This is a genomic window from Stenotrophomonas sp. 2YAF26 (assembly GCF_052114625.1).
GTDB classification, from domain to species: Bacteria; Pseudomonadota; Gammaproteobacteria; order Xanthomonadales; family Xanthomonadaceae; genus Stenotrophomonas; species Stenotrophomonas indicatrix.
Genome location: NZ_JBFRFC010000005.1, coordinates 51642 through 68183 on the forward strand (window position 1 = coordinate 51642; position 16542 = coordinate 68183).

Here is a 16542-nt window from a genome sequence, read left to right on the forward strand (position 1 = left end):
GTGCCGGTATCGCTTGCGATACCGGCCGATGCGGCTTACCAGTTCATGTTCAGCGAAACACCCACGGTGCGCGGTTCGTTGTAGACCGCGGCCATGTAGTTCTCGATCACGCCCTTGAGGTTCTTCTCGTTGGTGATGTTGCGCGCGAACAGCGCCACTTCGTAGGCACCGTAGTTGCCCGAGTAGCCGATCTTCAGGCCACCCTCGAAATCACCCTTGGAGTTGAATTCCTTGCTGTCGTACAGCACGAAGCTGGTGTAGCCCTGCTTGTTCCAGTCGGTGGACACGAACATCGTGGCCGCGTCGCTGACCGGGAAGTCGTAACGCGCTGCCAGGTTGATGTTGTACTTCGGTGCGTTCGGCAACGGGTTGCCATCGATCTGCGCGAAGGTGTTGGCACCGACCTTGATGGTCGGATCGTTCACCGTGCACACCACTTGGCCGTTCAGGCCGCAGACCTGCGCGTAGACGCGCTTGTCCTTGATCTCGCTGTGCAGCAGGCTCAGGCCGGCGCTCAGGGTCAGGTTCTGGATCGGGCGCAGCTCCATGTCCGCTTCGAAGCCGTAGGCCTTGGCCTTGTCGGCGTTGAACAGCACGCCGTTGCCGTCCGAATCGTTGCCGTTGAGCTGGATGTCGTTGACGGTGTAGGTGAACGCGGTGGCGTTCAGGCGCAGGCGGTTGTCCCACAGGCTGCTCTTCACGCCCGCTTCCCAGGACAGGATCGTCTCCGAATCGGCGGTGGTGAAGTCGGCATTGAACACCGCCGAACGGCCCTGGATGGTCGGGCCACGGAAGCCGCGGGCGACCTTCGCATAGACGCTCACGTCCGGGGTGATCTGATACATCGCGCTCAGATCCCAGCTCGGGGTGGTGTCGGTCATCTTGACGTCGGTGCGGCCTTTGTAGGTGACTGCGCCAGCGGCGGTGTCGGCGGTCTTCAACAGACGGGTGTGCTTCTCATCGCGGGTCTGGCGCAGGCCGGCGGTGACGGTGAACTTGTCGGTGAAGGCGTAGCTCAGCTGGCCGAAACCGGCCCAGGAGGTGTTCTTGTTGCGCAGGCGCACCCAGTTGTTCGGGTTGCGCGCAGCGCCCTTCAGGAACCAGGCGCGCTGGTAGAAGTCGGTGGTGTCGCTGCCATTGAAGTAGAACGCACCGGCCTGCCACTGCAGGGCGCTGTCGTCATGGCTGGCCAGGCGGAACTCCTGGGTCCACTGGTCCAGGTCACGGATCTGGCCCATCGACTGGCCGTAGCCGTTCGGCACGCCATTGACCGGGAAGTTGACCGCAGCGCCGCCGTCGGTGTCACCGCGGCTGTAGCCGGAAGTGGTCTCGTAAGCGGTGATCGAGGTGAAGTCGATCGCGCCGAAGTCATAACGCGCCTTCACCGAACCGCCGTAGGTCTTGTACGCCTGCGGGTTGTTGTCGGCCTCGTCGTAGGCGACCTGGTCACGCGGCACGTCGGTCTTGTTCGAGCCCTTGGTCAGTGCGTTGCGCAGGAACAGGGTCGAGGTGCCTTCGTAGTCGCGGGCGTGGGCCGAGGCGAGGATCGAGAACTGGTCGCTCGGGGTCAGCAGCAGCTGCGCGCGCACGTTGCGGTCGTCGAAGCCGCCCATGGCGTTCTTCTTCGGGCTGACCGTGCCGTCGGCGCTGGGGCCGGTGTAGGTGTTGTCGACGTAGTCGTCGCGGTGCTGGTACAGCGCCGACACGCGGAACGAAGCGATGTCGTTGATCGGGCCGCCGAAGCCACCGTCGATCGACACGCTGTTGTAGGAGGCATAGCTGGCGCTGACGCGACCGCTGTAGTCCTGGGTCGGCTTGAGGGTGTCGAACTTGACGATGCCGGCGGTGGTGTTGCGACCGAACAGCGAACCCTGCGGACCGCGCAGCACTTCAACCTGGTCCACGTCATAGACCGGGTTGGACTTCAGCACCACGTGCTCCAGCACGACGTCGTCCTGGATGATCGACACCGGCTGCGAGGCACCCAGGTAGAAATCGATGTTGCCCAGGCCGCGGATGTAGAAGCGCGGGAAGATGCGGCCGGTGGTGGTTTCCGCATACAGGCTCGGCACGCGGCCGGACAACGCCAGCAGGGTGTCGTCGCCGCCGGCGGTGAAGTCGCGCATGCGCTCGCCCTGCACCACGCCTACCGACACCGGCACTTCCTGCAGGTTCTGCTCGCGGTGCTCGGCGGTCACGGTGATGGTGTCCAGCCCGGTCGGGGTCGGTGCACTGTCCTGCGCGACAGCACCGAAGCTGGCAGCCAGCGCCAGGCCTGCGCAGGCCAGGGCCAGCGGATGGCGACGGAAGGAAACGAAGGAGGACGACGTGCCCGACGAACGGCGGGAATCGGAATGGGAAGGCATCGAAAGCTCTGAGGAGGCGTCCGTGCGGCCTGCGCTGGCCGGGCGGCAAATAGGAGGAAAACTGCGCAAGCGGCCATTATCCTCCAAATTGTTACAATTTCGTTGCGCCGGCAGGCAGCAGGGGCATCAAGCCGCTTTCGGCACAGTCCGGCCTCAGCCGTCCTTCGGTAGAGGCGCGAGCGCGACCTCGACCATCGCCAGCAGGCGTTCGCGGCTGATGCCGTCTCGCGCCTGCACCGAGATGCCATGCAGCACCGTGGCGAAATGATCACCCAGCGCCTGCACGGATAGATCGGCCGCCAGCTCGCCAGCCGCCTGCGCCTGCTGCAGCCGCGCGATGATCGCCGCCGTGCGCTGGCGGCGGTGGCTGGCCAGCCAGTCGCGTACGCCCTCGCCATCCGGTGACACGCTGCTGGCCGAGGACACCACCAGGCAGCCATGCGGACGACCGCGACGGGTGTAGGTCAACACTGCATCCCGCAGCATGCTGCCGATCGCATCGCGCAGTGACGCCTGCTCCAGCGCGCGCGGCGCGAAGCCGCCCTCGCCTTCCTCGTACAGCGCCACCGCTTCGCGGAACAGCTGCTCCTTGCTGCCGAACGCGGCGTAGATGCGCGCCGAGGCAATGCCAAGCGCCTCGACCAGGGCCGACATCGAGGTGCCCTCATAGCCGTGCTGCCAGAACAGCAGCATCGCCTTGCGCAATGCCTGGTCCCTGTCGAATTCGCGCGGTCGCCCTGCCATCTGCCTGCCTGCCGTTCTGAGGCGCGCAGTGTAACGCGGGTGTTGACCATCCCGATGCACGCGCCTATTCTTTGTCGACCGACAAACAATTGGAGCAACACATGCAAACCCTCAAAGGACCCAGCCTGCATCTGGCGCAGTTCGCTGGCGACCAGGCGCCGTTCGACAGCCTGTCCGGCATCGCCGCCTGGGCCGCCGGCCATGGCTTCAAGGCCCTGCAGATTCCGGCATGGGACGCGCGCCTGTTCGACCTGGCCACCGCCGCGGACAGCCAGGACTACTGCGATGACCTGCGTGGCACCCTGGCCGAGCATGGCCTGCAGGTCAGCGAGCTGACCACCCACATCCTGGGCCAGCTGGTGGCGGTGCATCCGGCCTACGATGAACTGTGCGATGGCTTCGCACCGGAAGCACTTCGCGGCAACCCGCAGGCACGCAGCGAATGGGCACAGCAGCAGCTGCATCTGGCCGCCCGCGCCTCGCGCCGGCTCGGCCTGCAGGACATGGGCACCTTCTCCGGCTCGTTCGCCTGGCCCTACCTGTTCCCCTTCCCGCAGCGTCCGCCGGGCCTGATCGATGCCGCATTCGATGAGCTGGCGCGCCGCTGGCGGCCGATCCTCGATACCTGCGAGGACAACGGCATCAACCTCTGCTACGAAATCCATCCCAGCGAAGACCTGCACGATGGCACCAGCTTCGAACGCTTCTTCGAGCGTGTGGGCCAGCACGAGCGCTGCCGCATCCTGTTCGATCCCAGCCACTTCGTGCTGCAGCAGCTGGATTACCTGCAGTTCCTGGACATCTACCATCCGTTGATCCGCATGTTCCATGTCAAGGACGCGGAGTTCCGTCCCAATGGCCGCCAGGGCATTTACGGTGGCTACGCCGACTGGACCGAACGCGCGGGCCGCTTCCGCTCGCTGGGCGATGGCCAGGTCGATTTCAAGTCGATCTTCTCCAAGCTGGCGCAGTACGACTACGCCGGCTGGGCAACGCTGGAATGGGAGTGCTGCCTGAAGGACCAGGAAGCCGGCGCGCGCGAAGGTGCCGCCTTCATCCGCGACCACATCATCCCGGTCACCGACAAGATCTTCGACGACTTCGCCGGCGCGCCGATCAGCGCCGCCCAGATGCAGCACATGCTCGGCATCGCCTGAGCCCCCACAGGAACATCCCCATGACCAATTTCCCCACCGCTGGTACCCCCGGCGACGACACCCTGCGCCACCACTACCTGCGCATCGACGGCCAGCGCGTGCATTGCGTCTCCGCCGGCAGCGGTCAACCGGTGCTGTTGATTCCCGGCTGGCCGCAGACCTGGTACGCCTGGCGCCACGTGCTGCATGCGTTGGCCGAGGCCGGCTTCGAGGCGATCGCGGTCGACCCGCCCGGCATCGGCGAATCCGATCGTCCCGCGCACGGTTACGACACCGGCAGTGCCGCCGCGGTACTGCATCAGACCATGCAGGCCCTGGGCCACGAGCGCTACCAGGTGGTCGGCCATGACATCGGCATGTGGATCGCCTATGCATTGGCCAGCGACCAGCCGCAGGCGGTACAGCGTCTGGCCGTGACCGAAGCGGTGATTCCCGGGCTGGCACCTGAGCCGGGCATTTTCGCCGCACCGGCCGACAACATCTTCCTGTGGCACTTCATGTTCAACCAGGTGGCCGATCTGCCCGAGGCACTCATCACCGGTCGCGAACGCGCCTACCTGGACTTCATGTTCGACCGCTGGTCGTACCGGCGCGATGCGGTGGCCAGCGAAACCTACATTGCCGCCTACAGCCGCCCCGGCGCGTTGCGTGCAGGGTTTGCCTGGTACCGCGCGATTCCGGAAACGATCCGCCAGAACCAGCTCCGCGCACAACGCCGGTTGACGATGCCGGTGCTGGCCATCGGTGCCGAGCACGCCACCGGCAACGCCCCGATGCTGACCCTGCAGCCGCATGCCGATGACCTGCGCGGCAGCGTTGTTCCGGGCTGTGGCCACTTCATCATGGAAGAAGCACCGCAGGCGTTCCTCGCCCAGCTGCTGCCGTTCCTGCAGGAGGCTGGTCATGCCGCTTGAACCTGCGCTGCAGTCGTTCGTCGATGCGGTGGCGGCGCACCCGCTGCCGGACGATCTGCTGGAACTGCGCGCACTCAGCGAGCAGGCGCTGCCCACATTGCAGGGCGCCACCGAGGCGGTATCGCATGTCGTGGAGCACGTCGTCAGCGCGCGCGACGGCCATGCGCTGGTCGTGCGCCTGTACACGCCCGCTACCAACAGCGCCGAACCCCGCCCCGCCCTGTTGTTCGCCCACGGCGGTGGCTGGTTCCAGTGCTCGCTGGCGGTCTATGACGGCCCCTGCCGAGCCCTGGCCAATGCCAGCGGCCATGTCATCGCTGCCGTCGGTTATCGGCTGGCCCCGGAGCATCCGTTCCCGACGCCGCTGCACGACGTCGCCGACGCCTGGCTGTGGCTGCAGGCCAATGCCGCAGACCTGGGTCTTGATCCCGCGCGCCTGCTCATCGGTGGAGACAGCGCTGGCGGCAATCTCGCCGCCGCGTGCTGCCTGCTGCTGCGCGATCAGGGACTGCCGCTGCCATCGCATCAGCTGCTGCTGTACCCGGCATTGGATGCCACCATGGCCAGCAGCACCTATCGTGAGTTCGCCGACGGTTACTACCTCAGCGCCGAACTGATGCAGCGCTGCTGGCAGGCCTACCTCGGCGACGGTGACCGCCGACAGGCGCTTGCTTCACCCCTGCACGCCCCAGATCTACGCGGGCTGCCAGCAGCCACGGTGCTGAGCTGTGAGTTCGATCCGCTGCGCGATGAAGCTGAACAATACGCCGCGCACCTGCGGGAAGCGGGTGTGGACTGCACGCTGGAGCGCCTGCCGGGGATGATCCACGCCTGCATCCACCTGCATGGCGTGTCGGCTGCGACCGACATCGCGATCCAGCGCGCGGCGGCCTTGCTGCCCTGAGCCCGGCCTGCAGCGGCGCGGATCACCTGCGCCGCTGTGTCCGGCCCGCCCCTTTGCAGCCGGCACCGGCCAGCGCTATGCTAGGGTCGTCACGTGGCGTCAGCTCCGCTGCCCACGGGATGCAACACCACCCATGGGGCCATAGCTCAGCTGGGAGAGCGCGTCGTTCGCAATGACGAGGTCAGGAGTTCGATCCTCCTTGGCTCCACCATATGAAGAACAAAAAGCCCCGGCACTGCCGGGGCTTTTTGTTTTGGCCAACCGCTCAGGCCGGGTCCTGCCCGCCGTCCTTGCGCACGGGTGCACGCGAATGCGCATCACGTACCTTCTGGTCCTGCTGACCAGGGCGCTGCTTGGCCACTTCCTCCTGCTGCCGGTCCTGGCGACTTTCCTGCACGCCTTCGTGTGCGTTCGAGGTCTTCTTGTCGTGTTCGGTCATGAATTGCTCCCAAGGCGCCGGCAACAGGCCGACGTGACGCGGACAACGCTAGCCGCGCCTGCGTGATGCGGCGGTCGGTTGCCTGCGAACAGCGCGTGCAGCCATCACGCCCCTTCAATGCTTGTGATCGTCATCGGCGCGTGGTCACAATCGGCGGTCACCTCGCACAAGGATGCGCCATGTATCGCCCTGCCCTGATGTCTGCCCTGTTGATCCCACTGCTGCTCGCCACTGGCTGCGCGCATCGCCTTGACCGGCAACCAGCGCCGCCAGCAGGCTACATCGGCACCTACGAGGCGGTGCGTGCCGCGCAGGATGACCCCGAGCGCGGCATCTCCGGCGTTTTCGTGCTGACCGTGCAGGCCACCCGTACCGAAGGCGAGCGCATCTACCTGAACAGCGAGCGCGATTACCGCCACCCGCTCAACATCACGCTCAACATCGATGCCGCGCTGCGCCCGGAACTGGAGAAGGCGTTCGGCATGAAGCTCGAACAGCTGCAGAACCGGCGCATGCTGGTGCGCGGCACCGCGCGTCGGGTACGCATCGCCTTCATCGATTCGAACGGCCGGCAGAGCGAAAAGTACTACTACCAGACCCAGATCCAGATCCGCGACGCCAATCAGCTTCGTTTCGCCCCGTAAGCCAACGAACGGCGCGCGTCGTGGATGGAGGGCACCGGACCCGTTCCGGTGCCCTCAATGAAGCGATCACTCAATCCAGCTTCACCACCAGCTTGCCGAAGTTGCGCCCCTGCAGCAGGCCAAAGAAGGCTTCCGGCGCATTCTGCAGACCCTGCACGACGTCTTCGCGGTACTGGATGCGCCCATCGCGCAGCCACTGCGGCATGTCGCGCTCGAAATCCGGCCATAGATGCTTGAAGTCATGGACGATGAAGCCACGCACGGTCAGTCGCTGGCGCAGGATCTGGCTGAACAGCGCCGGCAGCCGATCCGGTCCAGGCTGCGCGACGCCGCGGGCGTTGTAGGTGGCGATGGTGCCGCACACCGGAATGCGCGCGAAATCATTGAGCAGCGGCAATACCGCATCGAGCACATGCCCCCCCACGTTCTCGAAATACACGTCGATGCCATCCGGTACGGCAGCACGCAGTTGCGCTGCAAAATCGGAGGCGCGATGGTCCAGCGCCACGTCCACGCCCAATGTCTCCAGGTACGCACGCTTGGTCTCACCACCGGCGATGGCGACCACGCGCGCGCCCTGCAGCTTGGCCAGCTGCGCCACGGTGGCCCCGACCGGTCCACTGGCAGCAGCCACCACCAGGGTCTCACCGGGTTGCAGCCTGCCGATTTCTATCAGGCTGGAGTACGCGGTGAACCCTGGCATGCCGTACACGCCCAATGCCGTGCTCAGCGGCAACCCGGCCGGATCCAGCCGCCGGCTGATCGCATCGCCCGCCACCACGGCATGGGTCTGCCAACCACCGGGGGCCAGCACCAGGTCGCCCACCGCCAGGCCAGGCGCCTGCGACTGCAGTACTTCGGCGACGGTCTGGCCTTCCATCACCGCATCCACGGCCACGGGCGGGGCGTATGACGGGCCATCGTCCATGCGTCCGCGCATGTACGGATCCAGCGACAGGTAACGGTTGCGCAGCAGCACCTGGCCGGGTGCCAGCGCCGGCAGGGCCGCCTGTTCGAGGCGGAAATTGGTGGCGACCGGCGCACCTTGCGGACGCGAGGCAAGCACGATACGGGTGGTTGAATCGGACATGTCCAATGGCTCTGCTGCGGGCAGCTTCGGGGAGGGGAACCGCGACAGTACGCCGTGCCCTGCCCGCGTGCGCGCCATGAAAACAGCGTTCCATCGGCGCCGTCCCCACTCCGCCCCTGCATCGCTTGCTCCGTCAACTTTGGCGTCAGCGGCGGGCCGCTGTTTTCCGCGTCCGACAATTCAGGTCGAGCCGGCTCAACGCAGGATCAATCACTTGCAGGACCTTCCGCCGGCCACAGACACCAATGTGAAGGTTTTTTTCCAAAACGCTTGCCGAACCTGTCCTACGTCCGTAATATGCGCGTCCTCAGCAGCGACATCGCTGCAACGAAACAAGTGGCCGAGTAGCTCAGTTGGTAGAGCAGGGGATTGAAAATCCCCGTGTCGGCGGTTCGATTCCGTCCTCGGCCACCACTTTCGAAGACCTGCAGAAATGCGGGTCTTTTTTTTCTACATGGCCGAGTAGCTCAGTTGGTAGAGCAGGGGATTGAAAATCCCCGTGTCGGCGGTTCGATTCCGTCCTCGGCCACCATGTTCGAAGACCTGCAGAAATGCAGGTCTTTTTTTTGTCTGCGACTTTTCCGTCCACGCATGGCGTGGCTCACGCCGCATCGATTGTGCGCGGACGCGGGCACGCGGGTTGACGAAACATTCACACCTCCGCGTGCCGTGCACCCTACGCTCCAGAGTCCTGCCCGGAGCCGCCCCATGCACCTGCGCCCCGCCCTGCTCGCCTGCCTGCTGCTTTTCGCCGCACCGGCACTCGCTGCCGAGCCCGTGCGCGCCGTCAGCGAACTGGACATTGATCGCTATGCCGGCCAGTGGCACGAGATCGCCCATCTGCCGGTGTCGTTCCAGAAGCAGTGCGTGGGCGAGATCACCGCCAACTACGGGCTGCGTCGCGATGGCCGCATCAGCGTCACCAATGCCTGCCGCAAGGTGGATGGCGAGCGGGTTGTCGCCGAAGGCGTGGCGCGGCCCGTTGCGGGACAGCCCGGCCAGCTGCAGGTGCGCTTCGTTCCCGACTGGCTGAGCTGGGTGCCCCTGGTCTGGGCCGACTACTGGGTGATCGCGCTGGACCCGGACTACCAGTGGGCGATGGTCGGTGAGCCCGGCCACAAGTATCTGTGGATCCTCGCGCGCCTGCCGGAGATGGACCGCACCCTGTTCGACCGGCTCAAGGCAAAGGCCGAAGCGATGGGCTACGACCTCGCACCGCTGCGCATGATGGCGCCCCTGCGCGACACCTCCGCCGATTGAGGCGCTGCCCAACCGGCGCACGCCACGCTCGCAATCCGGCATCACGCACGCCTCGCGTGCATCTTCACGCGCTACCCTCTGTGGCGGGTCGCCGCAGGCGCTCCATTCCACCATACGCCGTAGTATGCTTATCCCACGCACTGCCCTCAGAGGACCTGCGCCCATGCTCCACCGCTTCCGTACCGTCTTGATCGTCCTGTGCACCCTGGCCCTGGTCGCTTGCGGCGATGGCATCGTCAAGCGTGTTTCGGAACCGGCCGCGAGCCTGCAGCAGCTGACCGTGCAGGCCAATGGCGACTGGACTGTCGCCCTGCGCCTGCAGAACTACAGTTCGATGCCGATGAGCTTCGACGATGTCGCACTGGTCTTGACCATCGGCGACACCGAAGCAGGCCCCCTGTCAGCCAAGCCGGGCATCTCCATCGGCGGCGTCTCCGCCGATGTCATCAACGTGAACTTCAAGCCCAGCCCGGCCGCACGCCTGGTGATCGCCGACGCACTGGCCAGCAACCGCACCCTCGCCTATGGGCTGAAGGGCACGGTGTCGGCCACGCCGCAGGAAAAGAAGCAACGCACCTTCGATATCAGCAGCCGCAGCACGCTCAACCAGGCCCCGGGCCTGCCGGGCGTGCTGCGCTGATCTCCGCTTTCCGCCGCGACGCATCGCGCCGCTCCCCCTGTTACTGATCAAATCGAGACGCACCGATGAGCAGCTACACCGCCCCGCTTTCCGACCTTCGTTTCGGCCTGCACGATGTGCTGAAGGTCGAACCGCTGTTCGCCCGCCTGGGCTTCACCGACGCCACCGCCGATGTCGTCGATGCCGTGCTGGAAGAAGCCGGCCGCTTCAGCGCCAGCGTGCTGGCCCCGCTCAACAGCGTGGGCGACGAGATCGGCTGCGTGCTCGACCAGGCCAGCGGCGAAGTGACCACGCCACCCGGCTTCAAGCAGGCCTACGACCAGTTCGTCGACGGCGGCTGGACCGGCCTGACCGCGGCGCCGGAACTGGGCGGCCAGGGCCTGCCGCACACGCTGGGCGTGCCGCTCAATGAAATGATCAACGCCGCCAACCTGGCCTGGGGCAACTTCCCGCTGCTGTCGCACGGCGCCATCGAAGCGCTGAAGCAGCACGGCGAAGCCTGGCAGCACGAGGCCTTCCTGAAGCCGCTGATCGAAGGCCGCTGGACCGGCACCATGTGCCTGACCGAGCCGCATTGCGGCACCGACCTGGGCCTGCTCAAGACCAAGGCCGAGCCGAACGCCGATGGCAGCTATTCGATCACCGGCACCAAGATCTTCATCACCGCCGGCGAGCACGACCTGACCGGCAACATCGTGCATCTGGTGCTGGCCAAGCTGCCCGATGCTCCCCCAGGCGCCAAGGGCATCTCGCTGTTCGTCACCCCGAAGTTCAAGGTCGACCGCGACGGCAACGTCGGTGAGCGCAACGCGCTGCGCTGCGGCTCGATCGAGCACAAGATGGGCATCAAGGGCTCGGTCACCTGCGTGATGAATTTCGATGGCGCGCAGGGCTACCTGGTCGGCCAGCCGCACAAGGGCCTGCAGGCGATGTTCACCATGATGAACACTGCTCGCCTGGGTGTCGGCCTGCAGGGCATCGGCCTGTCCGAGCGCGCCTACCAGAACGCGCTGAAGTACAGCCGCGAGCGCCTGCAGTCGCGTTCGCTCAGCGGCGCCAAGTTCCCGGACAAGCCGGCCGACCCGATCCTGGTGCATCCGGACGTGCGTCGCATGCTGCTGACCATCAAGTCGCTGGTGGAAGGCAGCCGCCTGCTGGCGCTGCACGCCGCCACCCTGATCGACGTCGCCCACCATGCAGACGATGCCGGTGAACGCGAGCGCGCTGACACCTTGGTGAGCTTCCTGACCCCGATCTCCAAGGCCTGCCAGACCGAATGGGGCATCGAGAACACCTACAACGCCCTGCAGTGCTTCGGCGGCCACGGCTACATCCGCGAACACGGCATGGAACAGCTGGCCCGCGATGCCCGCATCACCACCTTGTATGAAGGCACCACCGGCATCCAGGCGCTGGACCTGATCGGCCGCAAAACCGCGTCCAGCCAGGGCGCTGGCCTGAAGCTGATGCTGGCCGAGATCGAGGCGTTCGCCAAGGCGAATGAAGGCAACGAGAGCTTGGCCGAGTTCATCGGCCCGCTGCGCGCCAAGGCCGCCGAATGGGGCAAGCTGACGATGGACGTGCTGCAGCGTTCGGCCGCCAATCCGGACGAACTGGGCGCAGCCAGCTACGACTACCTGTTCTATTCGGGTTATGTGGTGCTGGCCTACTGGTGGGCCCGCAGCGTTGCCGCCGCCGATGCCAGCGCACACGGCGCAGCATTCGCCCAGGGCAAGCGCGAGACCRCACGTTTCTACTTCGCCCGCGTTCTGCCGCGCACCCTCAGCCACGCCGCCGCCATCCAGGCGGGTGCCGCACCGCTGATGGCAATGGACGACGAACGCTTCGGCGCCTGAGCCGGGCCGCGGCCGGCACCCACGGTAGTGCCGGCCGCTGGCCGGCAACCGCAACAGCTGGAGCAACAGCAACAGCTGGTTTCCTGCGGGATGGCGGGGTGGGTCAAATTGCGGGGGACGGCGCAAGTACGTCCCTGTAGCCTCGGTCGCGCCATCCATGGCGCTCACGCCCCCGCAACCGGACCCACCCCGCCTTCGACAACTCCCCGCGGCTGTTGGTAGGTGTCGACCTTGGTCGACACGTAGATCCAGAAACCCCCGGAATCCATCTGGAGAAAAGCCCCCTTTTGTTAAAGGGGGCGCGCCAAAGGCGCGGGGAATAGGAGGAATGCGTGGACCTGAATGTTGACGATTTGCGTATCGCCCGCTGGGCGATACACAAATCGTCAACATTCAGGTATAAGCTGTTTTCCCGATGGAGACAGACACTACACGCTTGGGTCTGATCGAAGCCGGAGCTCCGTTTTCTGCTCCGGGCGCCGAAGCATCGCCCAACGCCACGACGCTGCATCGCCCCGGCACGGTCCGGTTGCTCTCACTGGATGGTCACGGGCGGGTCCTGGATTGGATCACCTGGCAGGACGCAGCCTGCCTCTATGCCCGCGACGCGGTCGCCTGGACACTCGGCGACCCCTGCCTGCACATCCACGGTGGGACAAATCGTCGCAGTGGCATGCAGAGCGGGATGGACCTGCACCCGATCATCGCCGCGCGCGGCCATGCCCGCTCACGCGCGCTGGACCCGACACCGAACCTGACCAACCCGGCCCTGTTCGCCCGCGACGCCCACCTCTGCCTTTACTGCGGCCAGCAGTTTGGACGCCCGACCCTGACCCGCGACCATGTCATGCCCTTGTCCAAAGGCGGCCTGGATACCTGGGAAAACGTAGTCACCGCGTGCTTCCACTGCAATTCGCGCAAGAGCGACCGCACCCCGCAACAGGCCGGCATGCCACTGCTGGCGGTGCCGTACCGGCCGAGCTGGATCGAGCACCTGATCCTGTCCAACCGCAACATCCTGGCCGACCAGATGGCGTTCCTGAGAGCCCAGCTGCCCAAGCGTTCCAAGCTCTGCACCTGAACTCCCGGGAATGCAACCCTCACCGTCCTGTCACGGACGGCGGCGTTTGCTTGCCCCACCCCCGTTTGAGGGCGAAAATGGGCGTTCAGAACAAGTGCGAACATGATGATCGACTCTGCCCGCTATCCCCGCCTCGCGCGCATCCAGACACCGGATGACCTGCGCACGTTCGACGAATCCGAACTGACGGCGGTTGCCGATGAACTGCGTGCCTACCTGATCGAATCGGTTGGCAAAAGCGGCGGCCACTTCGCCGCCGGCCTGGGCGTGATCGAGCTCACCGTGGCCCTGCACTACCTGTACCAGACCCCGGTCGACCAGCTCGTCTGGGACGTCGGCCACCAGACCTATCCGCACAAGATCCTCACCGGTCGCCGCGACGAGATCCACACCGTCAAGCAGAAGGACGGCGTCGCGCCGTTCCCGAAGCGCGAAGAGAGCGAATACGACACCTTTGGCGTCGGCCACTCCTCGACCTCGATCTCGGCGGCACTGGGCATGGCCATCGCGCGCCAGACCGAAGGTGATGATCGCAAGGTCGTGGCCGTGATCGGCGACGGTGCAATGACCGCCGGCATGGCCTTCGAAGCGCTGATGCACGCCGGCGGCATGGAACCGGAACCGAACCTGCTGGTGATCCTCAACGACAACAACATGTCGATTTCCGAGGCAGTGGGCGGGCTGACCAAGATGCTCGGCCGCGCCACCGGCAGCCGCACGCTCAATGCGCTGCGCGAAGGCGGCAAGAAGATCCTCGGCGACAAGAAGAACAATCCCGCGCGTTTCGTGAAGCGCTGGGAAGAACACTGGAAGGGCATGTTCGTGCCGTCCACGATGTTCGAGGAAATGGGCTTCCATTACACCGGCCCGATCGATGGCCATGACCTGCCGGCGCTGCTGTCCGCGCTGAAGACGCTGCGTGCCTCCAAGGGCCCGAAGCTGCTGCATGTGATGACCACCAAGGGCAAGGGTTACGAGCCGGCCGAAGGCGACCAGATCGGTTACCACGCGGTGGGCCCGTTCGATCCGGACAAGGGCCTGGTGGCCAAGACCGGCGCGAAGAAGCCAACCTATACCGATGTGTTTGGCGACTGGCTGTGTGACGCCGCCGCGGCCGAGCCGCGTCTGTATGGCATCACTCCGGCAATGCGCGAAGGCTCGGGCCTGGTGCGCTTCAGCAGGGAATATCCGCAGCGCTACTTCGACGTAGCCATCGCAGAGCAGCACGCGGTGACCCTCGCCGCAGGCATGGCCACCCAGGGCGGCAAACCGGTAGTGGCGATCTATTCCACCTTCCTGCAGCGCGCGTACGACCAGTTGGTGCATGACGTGGCCATCCAGGACCTGGATGTGCTGTTCGCGATCGATCGCGCCGGCGTCGTCGGCCCGGATGGTGCAACCCACGCCGGCAACCTCGACCTCAGCTTCCTGCGCTGCGTGCCGAACATGGTGGTGATGGCACCCTCCAACGAGGCCGAGTGCCGGCAGATGCTCAGCACCGGTCTGCAGCACCCCGGCCCGGCTGCGGTGCGCTACCCGCGCGGCAGCGGTACCGGCGTGGATGCCGGCAGCGATCTGTCGACCCTGCCGATCGGCAAGGGCGAGCTGCGCCTGCAGGGCAGCCGCGTCGCCCTGCTCGCCTTCGGCAGCACCGTCGCCGCCGCCGAACAGGTGGGCCGCGACCTGGGTTTGAGCGTGGTCAACATGCGTTTCATCAAGCCACTGGATCGCGAACTGGTACTGGCCATGGCCAACCAGCACGACGCACTGGTGACGGTCGAAGACAACGTGGTGGCGGGCGGCGCCGGCTCGGCCGTGGCCGAACTGCTCAATGCCGAGAACGTGCTGCGTCCGATCCTGCACCTGGGCCTGCCCGATGCCTTCCAGCATCACGCCAGCCGCGAGGACCTGCTGGCCGAGGCCGGCATCGATGCGGCCGGCATCCGTGCGGCCCTGCTCAAGCGCTGGCCGCAGCTGGCCGCCGGCAACCCGCCGTTGAGCGCGGCGGGCTGAGAGCGTTGCAGGGGTCTGGTGGGGCCAGGCCATGCGTGGCTCCCTAGGTTCCTCATCCACGCATGGCGTGGATCTACCAGGGTAAAAGTAGATCCACGCCATGCGTGGATGCCGCAGTCCCTGCGGGCGAACGGCGCGCTCAGCCGTAGCTGATCGCCTCGACAAATGCACCGCTGGACTCCACCCGCACCGAGGCGCGCTGGCCGGTATCGGTGAAATGCAGGCGGGCCAGGGTTTCGGCGAAATCGAAGGCACGGACGCCATCGCGGAACTCGATCGGCTCCGGCTTGTCCGGGTGCAGCACGCGCCATTGGCGCTGCTCACATTGCAGTCGGATCAACATGCGTTGCTCACTCCTTGAACAGCGTATCGACGACGAGAGAATGACCGCACCAGGCGCGACGGATGGCCAGTGCGAACCGGGACGCTCCAGGCGTCCCGGGGGTCGACAATACGAGGAAAGAAGTGTGATCGCTATCAGATTTCTCTGATCTTGAGCCGATTGCGGCGGCCGCTCAGTTCACCTGGAACTGGGCCCTGCAGCCGTTGCTGACCCAGATGCCACGGCGGTCCCAGCCCCAGCTCTCGCCTTCAATGCAGGCACTGCGCGATTCCTGCCGCACCAGACGCACGCCGCGACGAACCTGCGCATCGCAGTACTGCTGGCGCCGATCATTGGAATGGCAGGCAATCACCTGGCCGCCGCCGCCCCACTGGCTTCCGCCCCAGCCGTTGCCACCACCGCCGCCCCAACCACCGCCGCCACCGCCCGGTCGCCGGTATTCCCCGACGAATTCGGCACGGCAGCCTTGGGTAACCCAGACACCGTAACGGGACTGACCCCAGGTCTCACCTTCCACACAGGGGGAGCCGGACAGCTGACGGATCATGCGCGCGCGCCCTTCCAGCCGGCACTCGTTGCTGCGGTTCTTGATCGATTCGCAGCGCACGATGCCATTCCCGCCACGATCATCGTAGCGATCATCGTAGCCATAGTTCTGCGCCTGCACGCCGCCAGCGGCAGCCATCATCGGCAACAGGGTGCACGCCACGGTGCGCCAAGTGAGTCCCTTGCCCATCCCTCGTCTCCAGGTGAATACGGTGGAGGCAAGCATCGGGGATTCCGGGCGTGGCGCACAGAGGGAGCTGCGACGGCGGTTTTTCCCCCATTCAACCAACCCAACCGCAACTGACTGCGGCTGCGGCGGCTCAGAGGCCGAAGTGCAGCGCGTCCACCGCGGTGCCCAGTGCTTCCACGCGCACGGTGCTGTGCTGGCCGGTACGGCGGTGGTGCTCGCTGGCCCGCGAGGCAGCGGCATCGAAGGCAGCCGCGCCGCTACTGAACATTTGGGTGGAGCGTGTCTGCGGATCCAGCACGGACCAGCGCTGGGCGTTGCATTGGACAGTGATGACCATGATGGGCTCCTGCGGTTC

The 16542-nt window shown here is 65.8% G+C and carries 16 protein-coding genes and 3 tRNA genes; 12 read left to right on the top strand and 7 right to left on the bottom strand.

Features of this window, described 5'->3' with window-relative positions; translation table 11 throughout:
- Positions 1-35: 35 nt before the first annotated feature.
- Positions 36-2366, bottom strand: coding sequence for a TonB-dependent receptor (locus AB4Y98_RS07070; protein ID WP_312108673.1), 2331 nt, complete (start codon positions 2364-2366; stop codon positions 36-38).
- A 153-nt stretch (positions 2367-2519) separates the two neighbouring features.
- Positions 2520-3110, bottom strand: coding sequence for a TetR/AcrR family transcriptional regulator (locus AB4Y98_RS07075; protein WP_312786097.1), 591 nt, complete (start codon positions 3108-3110; stop codon positions 2520-2522).
- A 101-nt stretch (positions 3111-3211) separates the two neighbouring features.
- Here AB4Y98_RS07075 and AB4Y98_RS07080 point away from each other — a divergent pair, with 101 nt between their 5' ends.
- The 4 genes from AB4Y98_RS07080 to AB4Y98_RS07095 all read left to right on the top strand — a co-directional run bounded on the left by AB4Y98_RS07080 (position 3212) and on the right by AB4Y98_RS07095 (position 6296).
- The gene (locus AB4Y98_RS07080) at positions 3212-4267 is read left to right on the top strand and encodes a sugar phosphate isomerase/epimerase family protein (protein ID WP_134832855.1); all 1056 of its coding nucleotides are present in this window, start codon (positions 3212-3214) and stop codon (positions 4265-4267) included.
- A 20-nt stretch (positions 4268-4287) separates the two neighbouring features.
- Complete coding sequence (locus AB4Y98_RS07085; protein WP_442244063.1) at positions 4288-5181, top strand: alpha/beta fold hydrolase; 894 nt, start codon at positions 4288-4290, stop codon at positions 5179-5181.
- Complete coding sequence (locus tag AB4Y98_RS07090; protein WP_394196615.1) at positions 5171-6085, top strand: alpha/beta hydrolase; 915 nt, start codon at positions 5171-5173, stop codon at positions 6083-6085. Before AB4Y98_RS07085 ends, AB4Y98_RS07090 begins: the two co-directional genes overlap by 11 nt.
- A gap of 135 nt (positions 6086-6220) precedes the next feature.
- Positions 6221-6296: transfer RNA gene (locus AB4Y98_RS07095), tRNA-Ala, on the top strand.
- A gap of 54 nt (positions 6297-6350) precedes the next feature.
- On the opposite strand, the gene AB4Y98_RS07100 is transcribed toward AB4Y98_RS07095, so the two are convergent.
- Positions 6351-6524 (bottom strand): hypothetical protein, encoded by a 174-nt coding sequence (locus AB4Y98_RS07100; RefSeq protein ID WP_181393036.1) that lies wholly within the window; start codon positions 6522-6524, stop codon positions 6351-6353.
- Between the two features lie 179 nt (positions 6525-6703).
- Between AB4Y98_RS07100 and AB4Y98_RS07105 the strand changes: the two genes are divergently transcribed.
- Positions 6704-7168 carry a hypothetical protein gene (locus tag AB4Y98_RS07105; protein ID WP_442244064.1) on the top strand — a complete coding sequence of 155 codons (465 nt, stop codon included), beginning with the start codon at positions 6704-6706 and terminating at the stop codon, positions 7166-7168.
- A gap of 70 nt (positions 7169-7238) precedes the next feature.
- On the opposite strand, the gene AB4Y98_RS07110 is transcribed toward AB4Y98_RS07105, so the two are convergent.
- Complete coding sequence (locus tag AB4Y98_RS07110) at positions 7239-8258, bottom strand: NADP-dependent oxidoreductase (protein WP_442244065.1); 1020 nt, start codon at positions 8256-8258, stop codon at positions 7239-7241.
- A gap of 338 nt (positions 8259-8596) precedes the next feature.
- On the opposite strand from AB4Y98_RS07110, the gene AB4Y98_RS07115 reads away from it, so the two are divergent.
- The 7 genes from AB4Y98_RS07115 to dxs all read left to right on the top strand — a co-directional run bounded on the left by AB4Y98_RS07115 (position 8597) and on the right by dxs (position 15108).
- A tRNA-Phe gene (locus tag AB4Y98_RS07115) sits at positions 8597-8672 on the top strand.
- Between the two features lie 42 nt (positions 8673-8714).
- Positions 8715-8790, top strand: a tRNA-Phe gene (locus tag AB4Y98_RS07120).
- A 176-nt stretch (positions 8791-8966) separates the two neighbouring features.
- Entirely contained in the window at positions 8967-9518 is a 552-nt protein-coding gene (locus AB4Y98_RS07125; RefSeq protein WP_442244066.1) for a lipocalin family protein, read from the top strand.
- A 163-nt stretch (positions 9519-9681) separates the two neighbouring features.
- Positions 9682-10158 (top strand): LEA type 2 family protein, encoded by a 477-nt coding sequence (locus AB4Y98_RS07130; protein WP_223495842.1) that lies wholly within the window; start codon positions 9682-9684, stop codon positions 10156-10158.
- 65 nt (positions 10159-10223) lie between these two features.
- Complete coding sequence (locus AB4Y98_RS07135; protein ID WP_442244067.1) at positions 10224-12014, top strand: acyl-CoA dehydrogenase C-terminal domain-containing protein; 1791 nt, start codon at positions 10224-10226, stop codon at positions 12012-12014.
- A 415-nt stretch (positions 12015-12429) separates the two neighbouring features.
- The gene (locus AB4Y98_RS07140) at positions 12430-13095 is read left to right on the top strand and encodes an HNH endonuclease (RefSeq protein WP_025876340.1); all 666 of its coding nucleotides are present in this window, start codon (positions 12430-12432) and stop codon (positions 13093-13095) included.
- Between the two features lie 105 nt (positions 13096-13200).
- Positions 13201-15108, top strand: a complete 1908-nt coding sequence (gene dxs, locus AB4Y98_RS07145) for a 1-deoxy-D-xylulose-5-phosphate synthase (RefSeq protein WP_363732921.1) — start codon at positions 13201-13203, stop codon at positions 15106-15108.
- Positions 15109-15247: 139 nt separating this feature from the next.
- Here the strand turns inward: dxs and AB4Y98_RS07150 are convergent, their stop codons facing one another.
- The 3 genes from AB4Y98_RS07150 to AB4Y98_RS07160 all read right to left on the bottom strand — a co-directional run bounded on the left by AB4Y98_RS07150 (position 15248) and on the right by AB4Y98_RS07160 (position 16524).
- Entirely contained in the window at positions 15248-15451 is a 204-nt protein-coding gene (locus AB4Y98_RS07150) for a hypothetical protein (protein WP_032978640.1), read from the bottom strand.
- Between the two features lie 172 nt (positions 15452-15623).
- Positions 15624-16187, bottom strand: coding sequence for a DUF3011 domain-containing protein (locus AB4Y98_RS07155; RefSeq protein WP_442244128.1), 564 nt, complete (start codon positions 16185-16187; stop codon positions 15624-15626).
- A 130-nt stretch (positions 16188-16317) separates the two neighbouring features.
- Positions 16318-16524, bottom strand: a complete 207-nt coding sequence (locus tag AB4Y98_RS07160) for a hypothetical protein (RefSeq protein ID WP_223495851.1) — start codon at positions 16522-16524, stop codon at positions 16318-16320.
- Between the last annotated feature and the right edge of the window lie 18 nt (positions 16525-16542).

Coding starts and splice junctions, on each gene's coding strand:
- AB4Y98_RS07085 (WP_442244063.1), top strand. CDS start 4,288: ATGACCAATTTCCCCACCGCTGGTACCCCCGGCGACGACACCCTGCGC.
- AB4Y98_RS07100 (WP_181393036.1), bottom strand. CDS start 6,524: ATGACCGAACACGACAAGAAGACCTCGAACGCACACGAAGGCGTGCAG.
- AB4Y98_RS07075 (WP_312786097.1), bottom strand. CDS start 3,110: ATGGCAGGGCGACCGCGCGAATTCGACAGGGACCAGGCATTGCGCAAG.
- dxs (WP_363732921.1), top strand. CDS start 13,201: ATGATCGACTCTGCCCGCTATCCCCGCCTCGCGCGCATCCAGACACCG.
- AB4Y98_RS07160 (WP_223495851.1), bottom strand. CDS start 16,524: ATGGTCATCACTGTCCAATGCAACGCCCAGCGCTGGTCCGTGCTGGAT.
- AB4Y98_RS07110 (WP_442244065.1), bottom strand. CDS start 8,258: ATGTCCGATTCAACCACCCGTATCGTGCTTGCCTCGCGTCCGCAAGGT.
- AB4Y98_RS07080 (WP_134832855.1), top strand. CDS start 3,212: ATGCAAACCCTCAAAGGACCCAGCCTGCATCTGGCGCAGTTCGCTGGC.
- AB4Y98_RS07150 (WP_032978640.1), bottom strand. CDS start 15,451: ATGTTGATCCGACTGCAATGTGAGCAGCGCCAATGGCGCGTGCTGCAC.
- AB4Y98_RS07125 (WP_442244066.1), top strand. CDS start 8,967: ATGCACCTGCGCCCCGCCCTGCTCGCCTGCCTGCTGCTTTTCGCCGCA.
- AB4Y98_RS07090 (WP_394196615.1), top strand. CDS start 5,171: ATGCCGCTTGAACCTGCGCTGCAGTCGTTCGTCGATGCGGTGGCGGCG.
- AB4Y98_RS07070 (WP_312108673.1), bottom strand. CDS start 2,366: ATGCCTTCCCATTCCGATTCCCGCCGTTCGTCGGGCACGTCGTCCTCC.
- AB4Y98_RS07105 (WP_442244064.1), top strand. CDS start 6,704: ATGTATCGCCCTGCCCTGATGTCTGCCCTGTTGATCCCACTGCTGCTC.
- AB4Y98_RS07155 (WP_442244128.1), bottom strand. CDS start 16,187: ATGGGCAAGGGACTCACTTGGCGCACCGTGGCGTGCACCCTGTTGCCG.
- AB4Y98_RS07140 (WP_025876340.1), top strand. CDS start 12,430: ATGGAGACAGACACTACACGCTTGGGTCTGATCGAAGCCGGAGCTCCG.
- AB4Y98_RS07130 (WP_223495842.1), top strand. CDS start 9,682: ATGCTCCACCGCTTCCGTACCGTCTTGATCGTCCTGTGCACCCTGGCC.